The 13,849-nt window shown below is 43.0% G+C and carries 11 protein-coding genes; all 11 read right to left on the bottom strand.

The genetic code is table 11. The features are described from left to right. Positions 1-369: 369 nt before the first annotated feature. Complete coding sequence (locus BLV00_RS17315) at positions 370-1,536, bottom strand: GNAT family N-acetyltransferase (protein WP_176791687.1); 1,167 nt, start codon at positions 1,534-1,536, stop codon at positions 370-372. Then, positions 1,529-2,038, bottom strand: coding sequence for a GNAT family N-acetyltransferase (locus BLV00_RS17310; protein WP_093046216.1), 510 nt, complete (start codon positions 2,036-2,038; stop codon positions 1,529-1,531). Before BLV00_RS17310 ends, BLV00_RS17315 begins: the two co-directional genes overlap by 8 nt. A 76-nt stretch (positions 2,039-2,114) precedes the next feature. Next, positions 2,115-2,570 (bottom strand): DUF420 domain-containing protein, encoded by a 456-nt coding sequence (locus BLV00_RS17305; protein WP_093046215.1) that lies wholly within the window; start codon positions 2,568-2,570, stop codon positions 2,115-2,117. Positions 2,571-2,694: 124 nt separating this feature from the next. After that, positions 2,695-3,603 carry a cytochrome c oxidase assembly factor CtaG gene (gene ctaG / locus BLV00_RS17300; protein WP_093046214.1) on the bottom strand — a complete coding sequence of 303 codons (909 nt, stop codon included), beginning with the start codon at positions 3,601-3,603 and terminating at the stop codon, positions 2,695-2,697. Between the two features lie 168 nt (positions 3,604-3,771). After that, on the bottom strand, positions 3,772-4,095 hold the full coding sequence (gene ctaF / locus BLV00_RS17295) for a cytochrome c oxidase subunit IVB (protein WP_093046213.1): 324 nt from the start codon (positions 4,093-4,095) through the stop codon (positions 3,772-3,774). Positions 4,096-4,098: 3 nt separating this feature from the next. Then, entirely contained in the window at positions 4,099-4,722 is a 624-nt protein-coding gene (locus BLV00_RS17290; protein WP_093046212.1) for a cytochrome (ubi)quinol oxidase subunit III, read from the bottom strand. Further along, positions 4,719-6,578, bottom strand: a complete 1,860-nt coding sequence (ctaD, locus tag BLV00_RS17285) for a cytochrome c oxidase subunit I (RefSeq protein ID WP_093046211.1) — start codon at positions 6,576-6,578, stop codon at positions 4,719-4,721. Before ctaD ends, BLV00_RS17290 begins: the two co-directional genes overlap by 4 nt. A 48-nt stretch (positions 6,579-6,626) precedes the next feature. Next, the gene (gene coxB / locus BLV00_RS17280; protein ID WP_093046210.1) at positions 6,627-7,670 is read right to left on the bottom strand and encodes a cytochrome c oxidase subunit II; all 1,044 of its coding nucleotides are present in this window, start codon (positions 7,668-7,670) and stop codon (positions 6,627-6,629) included. A gap of 81 nt (positions 7,671-7,751) precedes the next feature. Then, complete coding sequence (gene cyoE, locus BLV00_RS17275) at positions 7,752-8,684, bottom strand: heme o synthase (protein WP_093046223.1); 933 nt, start codon at positions 8,682-8,684, stop codon at positions 7,752-7,754. Positions 8,685-9,185: 501 nt separating this feature from the next. Further along, the gene (pyc, locus tag BLV00_RS17270) at positions 9,186-12,629 is read right to left on the bottom strand and encodes a pyruvate carboxylase (RefSeq protein WP_093046209.1); all 3,444 of its coding nucleotides are present in this window, start codon (positions 12,627-12,629) and stop codon (positions 9,186-9,188) included. Then, positions 12,626-13,825, bottom strand: a complete 1,200-nt coding sequence (ftsW, locus tag BLV00_RS17265; RefSeq protein ID WP_093046208.1) for a putative lipid II flippase FtsW — start codon at positions 13,823-13,825, stop codon at positions 12,626-12,628. The genes pyc and ftsW overlap by 4 nt, the downstream gene beginning before the upstream one ends. Positions 13,826-13,849 lie beyond the last annotated feature (24 nt).

Raw genomic sequence — 13,849 nt, 5'->3', positions numbered from 1 at the left:
CACAGGAAAGCGAACCGTTTCCCAGCCTCCCTTCTCCTAATTAGGCGACGGACCCAAATTATCTCGAAATCAAGTCTTCGACTTTTCGGCCCTATAATTGAATAGCAGGATATACTTTAATCATACTTATCAGTATTGTATTTTATTTCTAAACTTTTACGGAGCAGTTCTGTGAATCAACCCGGTTTCTTGTTCCGTTGCTTAGGGACATAAATTTTGGGAAAGTAGATCGCTTTTCCAAAATTATTTATCCCTAGAATAGAAGATGAACCGTTCTTTGGTACTTAGAAGCTTCATAAAAAAACGTCCAGGCAGAAACCCTGGACGTTTTTGATATTTTGCTTTCTCAGAATTCTAACAATCAGCAAGCTAGAAAAAGTCGAGAAACGCCGGTTGATTATTCGGTATCCAGCCGGATAAGCGTGCAAGGCTGCTTGGATCTCCCGTTAATTTGTTCATGAAAATTGCCTTTTCTATTGGCAGGCTGCCTAAAAGTAGAGCTGATAGTGTCTTTACATCGGTTTCTATATCTGCCTCATCGCTTGTCTGCTCAACCACCATACCTTCTTTTTTCGGGATACATTGCCATACGCCATCATTCCAAGGCGCATATTTATCGTATACCTTTATGTTCAAGGGAGCATTGTCTAATGAATCAGCAAAAGGATATAGCTTGAAGAAGTTTTCAATATCCACAATTCTTGCCATGAAATAAGGCTGCTTTACTTCTTTGAATCTTGGATTCGCAAAATGGAAGGCATCTAAATCACCGGGAAGCATGGAAATCTCAATTTGTTCTGTCATAGAATCATGGTTCTTCATCCATTGAAGCAATGCCTGAAATGCTGGTTTGGTTTGGTAGATAAATTCATCTATGACTAAACGGTCTTTTTTCATTTCGGCCAATAGATACCCTTGCATGTGACCTTGTGATTCATAAGCAATGATTTGGGTGTCATCGGTAAGGACACGACGTTCCCACCACCATGGTTCTCTTGCCAGCATTAACGTATAAGCTGAAGCTGCTTTTTCATAGACATCATTCAGAAGGCTTGGTGCCTCCTCTTTATTTACACGTACCAACTTCCCGTCATAGGAAGGGTGCTCGACGATCAAATTGGAAATGCTGCCCTGGTATGTATAGGTGTACTGGGTCAGTTCATATCCATAGTTGCGATAAAATGGGATGGAGAAGGGATGCAGTAATGATAAGGAATAACCCTTTTCACGTATGGTCTTCAATGCTTCCTTCATCAGTTGACCAACATAACCTTTTCGTCGATGCTCAGGCCAGGTCGCTACCCCGGCAATGCCTCCCATATCGACTTTCTTGTCATTCAGGAATATTTGCAGTGGAAGGAGATGGAGTTTAGCCGCCATTCTATCACCTTCATATACTGCAAATATATCCTGCTTGTCCATCTGCCATTTTCTATTTTTGATTTGTTCCTGAGTCAGCTTGTAATTAAAAGCATTTTCACCCAATTTCAAACATGCATCATATTCTCCGTCCGTAACTTTTTTCACATCACTCATGTCGATTCCTCTCTTTCTTGAACAATAAAATAGTTCCTTCTTTTCCATAAAGTCTGTAGCCGCATTTTTTCAATACTTGGAGAGAAGGGGTATTATATCGGTCACACTGAGCAGTAATTAAGGAGATATGCTGGTTAAATGCCCAGGCTGTAAGCGCGCTGACTGCTTCCTGCGCATATCCTCTCCCCCGTTTAGACGCTACTACCGAATAACTAATCTCCCTTTGTTCTTTATAAAAAGATACAGCTTTGAAGCCAATATCCCCTACTAAGGCAGTGCCGGACCGTACTGTCGTATACCAGGGGCCAAAACCAAACTCCTGATTGTCCGCCTCTAATGACTCCACATATAAAGGGAGCCAGGCAAGGAGTCCATCGCTTGGCCATTCCTTCGTATAATTAATTTTTTTTTCTAGAAAAAACCTACTTTTATTTTCCATCAACAGCTGAGCATCTTGCAGCGTAAATGTGCGGATATGTAACCTTTCTGTTTCAATGAACACCGAACCCCTCCACTCCTGGTACCCCAGTTAGTAAAAAATCGCATGAAATCGGTTATGACTTCATGCGATACCTTGGTTAGAAACCGAAAATAGCTCGGAAGACGTTTGTCGTTTCTCCAGGTTCGTAGATGATATATAAAAGAAAATAAACGATGACACCGGTAACAGCTGAGAAAAACCAAATCACACTGGTTACAGGTCCTATCTTCCTATGTTTAGTAATTTTACGTTTCAGAGCGAGCCTTAGCGTAACTATACCGAATATCGCTCCTGTAGTAGCCAGGATAATATGAAAAATCATATAGATGGTATAATAAATTTCTACATCTTCAGGTCCTCCGAAGCTCGTATTCCCAACCAGGATCGTTCTCGTCAAATAAATAATAAAAAATAAGAGCGCACTGATTGCCGCAGTCAGCATCACTTGTCTGTGACGGCGGCGATGCCCTTTTACAATCAACACCCAGCCGATTGCTACAAGTGTCCCGCTAAGCGCAATAAAAAAAGTGCTGATCGTAGGTAACAAAAGCATGGACGGTCATTCCCTTCAAGCAATATCCTAATTCTCTTTCATACTAATAAAGTTATCTGATTTAGACAAGCACCCTATTTAAAATAAAAGCTTTCCTGACAAGTCAGGAAAGCTCGCATGGCCATCAAGAATCTTGTTGAACATTAGCTGGCAACGGATCGATGATATCACGCTCTTTGTTGAACCATGTAAAGAATATTTTAGCGATGATTGTACCGAAAATGATTTCCTGTGCCACTTTCATAATGATCCCAGCTGTTTGCTGATCATCTAAAAGAGAAAGTGGTGAGAATAATTCCGGACCACTCATGCGAAGCCCGGCCATACCATTCAACACGTCCTGGGGAACACAAAGGCTCAAAGCCTGAACCCATGGTCCGCCTTCTGTAAACGTCGCATACATCGGTGCCTCAGCAAAAATGATCAATGCACAAGCTGGTGTAATCAGCACGCCATTGGCAAAGATATAGCCAATCTTCATAATTTCACTTAGACGGTCCAATTCTTCCAACGGAGGAAAAACAGACATCCACATTAAAAATGCAGTTATTAAGATGACGATAGTAATCCCGGCGTGTACAAACTCACCTGTTTTAGCATAATCGAATACAGACGGCAGGTGATACAGCGAAAACAAGCCATTGAAAAGCAATATAGCAATCAAGGGTTTAGTTAATAGTAATAATACCGGACGTACTACCGGCAGATTAAACAGTTTCTTCCACATCCACTTTGGTATCCCCTTTATGATTAAAATCGGGAATAGCAAGTAGTAAAGCGCCATTTGTGTCATATGAGCTGTAAAAACAATATGGGCTAACAAATCTATTGGGGAGCCCTTGATGAGATATAAGACAAGTAATCCTGTATAGAACATGGCTTGTTGTTTGCCTGACGGACGCCCTTCCTTTGTGAACCTATGACGGCCAGGACCAGTCAAATAGAAATATATACCCGCGACGAGCAATAAAAACAAGAAGTAATAAGGACTCCACATCGCACGGAATCCGAAAATCTGCAATTCTAACCACATAACTGTTCACTCCATCTTGGTCGTTATATAACCTATTTTAACTTAAACTGTCAAAATTCTCGACTTTTAAATCCTAACCTCACAAAAGTTCACAAAAGCGACAAAAAATCCAGTTAATTGAAGAAAGAGATCGGAACAACATGCTCCGACCTCTCTTTTACATAAATTTTACCACCAAATGATTGTAGTGAATGTAAGAATAGTCATGAACGCGACCGCGAGCCCGCCATAAATCATCAATGCAGGTGTTTCATGACCTTTATTTTTCATGTGCATGAAATAATAAAGCTGGAAAATGACTTGCACGACCGCTAACAATAGAATAATCGGAATAGCGAAGTATTTACCAATTGCATCGGTAGCCACAACAGCGAAAGCAGCAATAGTGAAAATGATCATCATGACGAAACTGATTACCTGATGTTTCATTTCTTCTTTGTGTTCTGCTTTTTCAAATTCATTATGAGGTGTGGAATTGGTGTCTTTTGTCATGGATTAACCCACCTTTCCCATTAGGTAGACAACTGTAAAGATGAATACCCATACTACGTCGATAAAGTGCCAATACAAGCTGGCAACATAAAATTTAGGCGCATTATAAAGGTTTAAACCACGCTTAGCATTCCGCGCCATCAAGGTGACTATCCATAGAAGACCGAAAAGCACGTGTCCTCCGTGGAAACCAACTAGCGTGTAGAACGCTGAACCTAACGCAGAAGAGCGAAAGGTAAATTCGTATTCATGAATGTAATGATAGAACTCATAAAGCTCGAAACCTAAGAAGCTGAAACCTAAGGCGACTGTGACGCCAAGCCATACCATCATTTTAGAGAAGTTATTGTTCTTCATATGATACATGGCATACACACTTGTCAATGAACTTGTTAAAAGGAGCATCGTCATTACGAATACAAGCTCAAGACCGAATAGCTCTTCTGTACCTGGTCCCCCTGCTGTCGAGTCCTTCAAAGCCAGGAAAGTACCGAACAGACTGGCGAATAATACGGTTTCTCCCCCAAGGAAGAACCAGAAACCAAGGAATTTATTTTTGCCTTCAAGGGTGGCTTTTTCTGGTTCATGTGGCATTTGTTTCGGATTCAATATATCTTCGTTACTCATAGCTGGCCATCCCCCTTTTCTAAATCTTCTTTATGGATATGATAGCCAAGGTCGTCTTTGACAGAACGTACAAACATGGCACCTAAAGTAATACCCATACCGATGAATACAAGAGATAACCAGACAGGATTATCGACTTGGTAGATAAAGCCGAATCCGGCGATGAACAGTCCCAGTGACATGACAAACGGTAAGATAGAACCGTAAGGCATATGGATATCTCCAAGCGGTTCAGCTGGCGTCATAGCCTTCTTACCTTCTGATTTTTCGATCCATAGTGCATCTAAACCACGTACCAATGGAGTCTGTTTAAAGTTATAGAACGGCGGTGGTGATGGAATTGACCATTCCAGCGTTCGTCCATCAAATGGATCCGCAGATGCTTTTGGCTCTTTAAACGCTGTATAGATGACATTCCATAGAAAGATGATGACACCAAGCGCCATGAAGAAAGCACCAATTGTACTGATCAAGTTACCTGTATCAAGCCCTTGGCCTTCAAGGAACTTCCAGTAACGTCTAGGCATCCCCATCAGACCCAGGAAGTGCTGGATGAAGAATGTCAGATGGAAACCGATGAAAAATGGCCAGAACGTCCATTTTCCTAGCTTTTCGTTCAATACTTTACCGAACATCTTCGGCCACCAGTAATGCAGGGCAGCAAAGATACCGAATACCACACCACCAACGATAACGTAGTGGAAGTGGGCTACTACGAAATAAGTATCATGGTATTGATAGTCAGCTGCTGCTGCTGCAAGCATGACACCAGTCATACCACCAATAGTGAATGTTGGAATAAATGCGACCGACCAAAGCATCGCTGTTGTCATTTGGATAGTTCCACCCCACATGGTGAACAACCAGTTGAAAATCTTGATACCTGTTGGTACGGCGATTGCCATAGTGGTTACTGCGAAAATCGAGTTGGCTACTGGTCCCATCCCTGTTGTGAACATGTGGTGAGCCCATACCATGAAACCCAAGAAACCGATTAATACGGTCGCAAAAACCATGGCTGAGTAACCGAAAAGTCGTTTTCTTGAAAATGTAGAGAAAACTTCACTAAAGACACCGAATACAGGAAGAATCAAAATATACACTTCCGGGTGTCCGAAAATCCAGAATAAGTGCTCCCAGATAATGACGTTACCACCTGCTGCAACATCAAAGAATACAGAACCGAACATGCGGTCAAACATCATAAGGAACAAACCGACAGTCAATGCCGGGAATGCAAACAAAATCAAGGTACTGGTTACAAATACCGTCCACGTGAACAATGGCATACGCATGTAGCTCATGCCTGGCGCGCGCATGTTTACGATGGTTACCAGGAAGTTAATACCACCAATTAAAGTACCGGCACCAGAAATCTGTAAGCCCATGACATAGAAGTCTACCCCATGTCCAGGGGATGTAGTTGATAACGGAGCATAAGCTGTCCATCCAGCATCAGGAGCTCCACCCATAAACCAAGAAAAGTTAAGGATCAGGCCACCAAAAAAGAACAGCCAGAAACCTAAAGAGTTAAGAAACGGGAATGCTACGTCCCGAGCACCGATTTGTAATGGTACGACGGCATTCATTAAAGCGAATAACAATGGCATGGCTGCCAGAAAGATCATAGTCGTACCATGCATCGTAATCATTTCGTTGTAAAGACCGGCACTGATGAATTCGTTGTCCGGTTTCATCAATTGGATCCGGATAATCATTGCTTCTAGACCGCCCATTAGGAAAAACAAGCCGCCGGCGACGAGATAAAGATGTGCGATTTTCTTATGGTCGACGGTAGTCAGGTAATCCCAGATAAAAGCGCCGAAGCCTTTCTTTTGCGCTACTGCAGTACTCACGCTTTTAACCTCCCTCTAAACTTCATACATATCTCACATAGCATTTATTTATTGTGCACTTTCAGGTGTAATTTCTGAAGGCTTCAATTGCATCAGGTATTCAGCAACTTTGCCAGCTTCTTCTTCATTAACCAGATTCGCTGGCATGGTGTTGCCAGGTTTATATTCATTCGGATTCAGAATCCAGTTTTTTATATTTTCTTTCGTAGGTTCTAAAATTCCTGCAACTTTGGCACGGTCACCGAAGTTAGTCAAGTTAGGACCTACGCCTTTAGGCTGCGCGCCAATTGCGTGACAGCTCATGCAGTTGTTTTGGAAAATTTCCTGTCCTTCTTGTGCTACTTGCGTATCTGGCGTAGCTTCAGGATCCGCATTCTTCATGTCGTTCACCCATTGTTCATACTCTTCCGGGCTGACGACAACGACGCGGAAGTCCATCAGTGAATGGGAAGGTCCGCACAATTCAGTACATTGCCCCCAGTAAACGCCTTCTTCTTTTGCTTCAAGGTACATCGTATTTTCATTATCTCCTGGGTTGGTGTCCATCTTACCTGCGATGGAAGGTACCCAGAAGGAGTGGATGACGTCTGCTGACTTCATCGTTAAGTACACGCGTTCCCCTTTAGGGATATAAAGTTCCTGACTGGTAGAAATCTCTTCACCAGCATAATCAAACTGCCACCAGAACTGAGCTGAAGTTACATCGATTCTGATATCGGCTTCATCTGAAGATGTTTCAGCCAAATCGAAGACAGCCTGAACTGTAGGTACTGCTAACACTAACAATAGGATAATCGGAATGACTGTCCAGATAATTTCAAGAACTTTGTTACCTTCTGTTTGTTTAGGAATAAAATCCTCCTGGCCTTTTTTCCGACGGTAACGAATCAGAACAAATGTATAAATGGCCATTACGACGATGAATACAAAGATCATGATTGCAATACTAAGTATCATCAAATCGTATAATAGTTCCGCTCCATATCCATCAGGTTTAAGCGCGCTTAACTTATCAACCCCGCAGCCTGATAGAATCAAGGAGAGCGATCCGAGCAAGAACAGAGCACGGAATTTTCCCATCCATCCTTTCATGAATACTACCTCTCTTTCTCTTTTTAGCTTTACTTTTATTTCATAATCGGATGAAGGCGGTTCAGCCCGCATCCGATTAGATTAATATGGTAAGGTGACAATCACCATCAATGGGAAGATAATTGTCAGGTATAACAAGGAATAAAGGAACATCCATGTTGCCCATTTGATATCGTTCTTCATTTTAAAGCCTGCGATTGCGAGTACTAACCAGCCTGCGGTCAGCAAACCACTCACTATCATGAAAATGGATCCTAAAGAAGCTAGATAGATTGGTAATGGCAATAGGCACGCCACATAGACAACCATCTGACGCTTGGTGATTCCGAAGCCATAAACTACAGGAAGCATCGGAATATTGGCTGCCTTGTATTCATCCTTTTTCTTCATAGCCAAAGCCAGAAAGTGTGGAGGCTGCCAAATAAACATGATCAAAAACAGGATAAGAGCTTCTAAGCGAAGACCAGGTTCAATAGCTGCCCAGCCAATGAGCGGAGGAACCGCTCCGGAGAAACTGCCGATTACCGTGTTGATCGTATACCTTCTTTTTGACCACATCGTGTAAAGGAATACATATACAGACCATCCGAAGGCACCAAGAAGTGCTGCTTCGATAGTGGTAAATAACAATAGGATAAAACCAAGTGCGGAAACTACGATCCCCATTGTCTTGATGTGAGACAGTGAGATAGAACCAGTTACCGTAGGACGTGTTTTCGTCCGGGTCATGATTGGATCGATATCCCGATCATACCAGTTATTGAGGATACAACCGCCAGCTATGATTGCAGCGGACCCGACCATCGTAAGCAAAAATGTCGGCCAATGAGCTATGAAGGATGACCCAGTAAAGTAGATGGCCAGCCAAAATCCAGCGAATGTCGTAATCAAATTGGAATTGATGATTCCGATTTTGATCAGACTCATGATATCAGCCCAAAGTGATGATTTGCTGACAGTCGAATGGTTAATGACCTGGGACGATGCAGCTTCGACTGTTCTTGTATTATTCATCAATTTATCTTCCTCCTTCTACCTCCCTCATAAAACAATTGTTCGACATTTATGGAAGCTGTGTTTTTTTCGGGTGGTGTATCAAAAAGGTCTATAAAGGCTGTACAGCCCTTAAATAGCCCATGGGGCATCAACGCCATTGTATCATGGAATTTATTTTCAATCTATTTAATCACACTTTTTTATATGGAATGTGACAAATTTGTGAAAATACCCTCCATAATAAAATAAAAGGCAGATAAGCCTTTCTCATCTTCTGCCTTATTTTGTTGAAAATGCCTATGCAATAGGGGTTTTACGAATTGATTACAATAATTATCCCCTATATATTTCTAGCAAACAACAGCTTCGTTTGCAAGTGTTTTTTACATTTCAATGCTGTTAATACTACAAATTAAACGAAATTGTAACAGCCATGTTTCTTCTTTTTTACCGGCTGTCTTATTTCCATAATTGAGGCTGGCCATTATATACGTAGCGGCCAGCCCTTATTTTTACCAATTATTCAAATTCAATCAGTAAATCACCCACGTGGATTGCTTCATTGTTTTTGACGTAAATATCTTTGATTTGCCCAGCGAATGGTGCCTGGACAGTTGTTTCCATCTTCATGGCTTCTGTAATCATCAAATGGTCGCCTTTTTCAACCTTCTCCCCTTTTTCAGAAAGAACTTTGATGACCGTACCAGGCATGCTCGCCCCGATATGCTTTTCATTTGTTTTATCAGCTTTCGGTCGTTCCTGGACTGTTGACTTGATGCTGTTGTCTTTGACAACCACTTCACGCGGCTGACCATTCAATTCAAAGTAGACGGTCCGGGTCCCATCTGCCTGAGCTTCACCGATGGATACCAGCTTCACAATCAGCGTCTTCCCCTGCTCGATCTCCACCTCGATTTCTTCTCCTAGACGCATACCATAGAAGAATGTTGGCGTATCGAGTACGGACATGTCACCGTATTGCTCATGGAAACGATGATGATCCATGAACACTTTAGGATAAAGCGCATAGGTGATCATATCGAAGCTGGTGACTTGACGATCGAGTGAATGGAACAAAGTATCGCGCAATTCGTTGAAATCTACTGGAGGTAATAATTCACCAGGACGTACCTCGATCGGCTTCCTGCCTTTCAGCACGATACGCTGAAGTTCAGAAGGAAAACCTTGATACGGCTGCCCTAGATACCCTTCAAAGAACTCGACGACTGAGTCAGGGAATGCTAGTGAATCTCCCTGGTCGTAGACATCATCTTCTGTCAAATCATTCTGTACCATGAAGAGCGCCATATCACCGACAACCTTGGACGAAGGTGTTACTTTTACAATGTCTCCAAACATATCATTGACTTTCCGATACATCTTCTTGACTTCATCCCAGCGGGCCCCAAGTCCGACTGCTTTCGCCTGCTGCTGCAGATTGCTGTATTGACCGCCTGGCATTTCATGCTCATATACTTCCGTATGCGGAGACATCATACCGCTTTCGAAATCGAAATAGTATTTACGGATGTCTTCCCAGTAATGACCTAACTCCTCGTATGCTTTGATGTCGACATTCGGCTTACGATCATTGCCTTCCAAGGCATAATAGAGACTGTTTGCACTTGGCTGGGAGGTCAAGCCTGCCATTGTACCTGTCGCTACATCAACGACATCCACTCCAGCTTCCACCGCACGGGCATAGGTGAAAATACCATTGCCGCTCGTATCATGGGTATGAAGGTGAATCGGTATATCGATCGAATCTTTCAGGCTTGAAACAAGCTGGTAAGCAGCTTCCGGTTTCAGCAGCCCTGCCATATCTTTGATTCCCAGAATATGTGCTCCGGCACTTTGTAATTCCTTCGCCATACGTACATAATAGTCCAAATCATATTTCGGGCGGGATGAATCCAAAATATCCCCAGTGTAACAAAGAGCCGCTTCCGCTACTTTTTCATTTTCACGAACAGAATCGATCGCAAGTTTCATTCCATCGATCCAATTGAGACTGTCAAAAATCCGGAAGACATCGATGCCTGCTGTCGCACTCTTTTCAACGAACTCACGGATCAGGTTATCCGGGTAATTTTTATAACCGACTGCGTTGCTGGCACGCAAAAGCATCTGGAACAATACGTTCGGCATCTTTTCACGGAGTTTCAACAAACGCTGCCACGGATCTTCCTTCAAAAAACGGGATGCCACATCAAATGTAGCTCCTCCCCACATCTCGACGGAAAACAAGTCAGGCAATAGACGTGCGGTCGGTTCTGCAATCATATCCAAATCTTTGGTACGTACTCTTGTAGCCAATAACGACTGATGGGCATCACGGAACGTAGTATCAGTCAGCAATACCTCATTTTGGTCTTTCAGCCAATTCGCTAACCCTTCCGGTCCCTGCTGATCCAAAATCTGTTTGGTTCCTTCAGGTAATGGTTCTGAATATCTGACCTTCGGAATCCTCGGTTTATCAAATACTGGTTTCTTTTTATTTTCGATTCCTTCAAAACCGTTGACGGTTCTGTCCGCGATATAATTAAGCATTTTTGTACCGCGGTCTTTCCGTTTCGGAAATACGAACAATTCAGGGGAACGATCAATGAAGGTCGTATCATATTCTCCCGACAAGAACTGGTTATGCTGGATGACGTTCTCTAAGAACGGTATGTTCGTTTTGATACCCCTTATCCGAAATTCTCTCAGGTTCCGGACCATCTTTTTGGCTGCCTGATCAAAGGTCAGCGCCCAAGTCGACACTTTGACAAGCAAAGAGTCATAGTAAGGAGAAATGACAGCCCCCTGAAAGCCGTTCCCAGCATCCAAACGGACACCGAACCCTCCGCCGGAACGGTAAGCCATGATTTTACCTGTATCAGGCATGAAATTATTTAATGGATCCTCTGTAGTTACACGAGACTGTATCGCATATCCATGGGTGCGGATTTCTGTTTGTTTAGGAATACCTACGTAGTCATCATGCAGCGAATAACCTTCTGCTATTTTAAGCTGGGTTTGTACAATGTCGACACCGGTAATCAATTCCGTAATGGTGTGCTCTACCTGAACACGTGGATTGACTTCAATAAAGAAATATTCATTGTCTGTAACAAGAAATTCCACAGTCCCGGCGTTGATATAGTCGACGTTCTTCATCAATTTCACTGCAGCGTCACAGATTTCTTCCCGTAACTGATCAGTCAGTGATACACTAGGCGCAACTTCGACAACTTTTTGGTGACGGCGCTGAACTGAACAGTCCCGCTCATATAAATGGATAATATTTTTATCGACATCTCCTAAAATCTGAACTTCAATATGCTTCGGTTCTTCAATCAATCGCTCGACATAGACATCATCATTCCCGAAAGCAGCTTTTGCTTCTGATTTTGCACGGTCATAGGCTTCATGCACATTATCAGGGTTACGTACGATCCGCATACCACGACCGCCGCCTCCTAACGCTGCTTTGATAATGATCGGATAGCCATGCTTCTCTCCGAATTCTTTTACTTCCTCAAAGCTTGATACGGGGCCGTCACTTCCTGGAATGACAGGAATCCCAGCTTGTACCGCCTGCTCACGGGCTTTGACTTTATCCCCGAACATATTCAAATGCTCACTGCTGGGTCCGATAAATATGATTCCTTCTTCTTCACAGCGGCGTGCAAAGTGAATGTTCTCTGATAAAAAACCATACCCAGGGTGAATAGCATCAACCCCGACACTTTTTGCTATTTCAATAATCCCCTCAATGTCTAAATACGCATCAATCGGTTTTTTGCCCTCACCGACAAGATATGCTTCATCCGCTTTGTAACGGTGGAATGCGCCGGTATCTTCTTTCGAATAAACAGCCACTGTACGAATGTTCAATTCCGTACAGGCACGAAAAACCCGAATAGCGATTTCCCCGCGATTAGCTACTAAAACTTTGTTGATCTTCTTTGTTTCAGTCATGATCTCACTCCTTGTCGTTCTAGTTGATTGCTGGTACCTTGATTACTATTATTGACTGGTAATGGCTGCCGTTCTTTTGTTCCCTGCTCTTCTTTCACCCGGACCGTAAGTGCGACGTTATTCAATATACCAACTGATATCATCATGATTACCAGTGAGGATCCGCCATAGCTGACAAAAGGCAGGGGTACACCAGTTATCGGAAGCATTCCTGACATTGCACCAAGATTGATGAATGCCTGGATGCCAATCATTGCGGAAATGCCAAGGGCTAGCAATGCCCCAAAGGTATCCTTGCAACGTCTGGATATGTATAATCCCCGTAAAACTAAACCGCCAATTAGCCCTATAACGATGACCACCCCGATGAACCCTAATTCTTCAGCAATGACGGCCATAATAAAATCAGTATGCGGCTCAGGAAGATAGCCAAGCTTCTGGACTCCCTGACCGAGCCCCTCGCCAAGCAAGCCGCCTGTCCCGATGGCTACATAGGATTGAATCAAATGATAACCATCTCCATCTGGAGTTTCGAATGGATTAAAGGCGCCCGAAAACCTTGCAAGGCGTTCTTCCGTTACCATCTGAGGGGCAGCCAGAAGGATGAATGCAAAGGTAACACCAACCAGGAGGGCTATATGCTTCCCCTTTATACCGGAACTTGCGATAACCAAACTGGCAATCAATCCAATAATGGCTGCTGTACCGATGTCAGGCTGAAGAAGAATAAGACCGAGAATCAAGCTTGTCAGAATCAGCGGCGGGATTACTGCCCTGCCAAACTCCCCAATGTACTGCTGTTTCTTAGCATAGACGGAAGACAAGTATATGATCAGGCCGATTTTTACAAATTCAGCCGGCTGGAAACTCATAACTCCCAAGTCATACCAGGAAACCGAATTGTTAACATTTTTACCAAAAAAGAACAATCCCCCTAGCAGCGTGACCATTGCTAAGACAATCATCTTTGTCATCCGCTGCAGGTGACGATATGGAAATATGGTAAAAAAACACATGACAATGAATCCCATTGTCCCCCACATCAGCTGTTTTTTCAAAAAGTGGTAACTCGTGGTATCCATTACCACTGGGGCATAAACCATGCTGGCACTGTATATCATTACAGCGCCAAAACCCGTCAAAAGAATTGGTATGATAAATAAGGTAAAGTCGATATTTTTCAATTTTTGTCGCATCACGTTTCATCCCTCTATAATATT

This window comes from Thalassobacillus cyri, assembly GCF_900107755.1.
Lineage (GTDB): Bacteria > Bacillota > Bacilli > Bacillales > Halobacillaceae > Thalassobacillus > Thalassobacillus cyri.
The sequence above is the reverse complement of the archived record's forward strand: the minus strand, read 5'-3'. Positions and strand labels throughout refer to the sequence as shown.

Excerpts from the sequence above, each read along its gene's own strand:
- ctaG (WP_093046214.1), bottom strand. The coding sequence starts at position 3,603 with ATGTGGTTAGAATTGCAGATTTTCGGATTCCGTGCGATGTGGAGTCCT.
- pyc (WP_093046209.1), bottom strand. The coding sequence starts at position 12,629 with ATGACTGAAACAAAGAAGATCAACAAAGTTTTAGTAGCTAATCGCGGG.
- BLV00_RS17315 (WP_176791687.1), bottom strand. The coding sequence starts at position 1,536 with ATGAGTGATGTGAAAAAAGTTACGGACGGAGAATATGATGCATGTTTG.
- cyoE (WP_093046223.1), bottom strand. The coding sequence starts at position 8,684 with ATGAATAATACAAGAACAGTCGAAGCTGCATCGTCCCAGGTCATTAAC.
- ftsW (WP_093046208.1), bottom strand. The coding sequence starts at position 13,825 with ATGCGACAAAAATTGAAAAATATCGACTTTACCTTATTTATCATACCA.
- ctaF (WP_093046213.1), bottom strand. The coding sequence starts at position 4,095 with ATGACAAAAGACACCAATTCCACACCTCATAATGAATTTGAAAAAGCA.
- BLV00_RS17305 (WP_093046215.1), bottom strand. The coding sequence starts at position 2,570 with ATGCTTTTGTTACCTACGATCAGCACTTTTTTTATTGCGCTTAGCGGG.
- coxB (WP_093046210.1), bottom strand. The coding sequence starts at position 7,670 with ATGAAAGGATGGATGGGAAAATTCCGTGCTCTGTTCTTGCTCGGATCG.
- BLV00_RS17290 (WP_093046212.1), bottom strand. The coding sequence starts at position 4,722 with ATGAGTAACGAAGATATATTGAATCCGAAACAAATGCCACATGAACCA.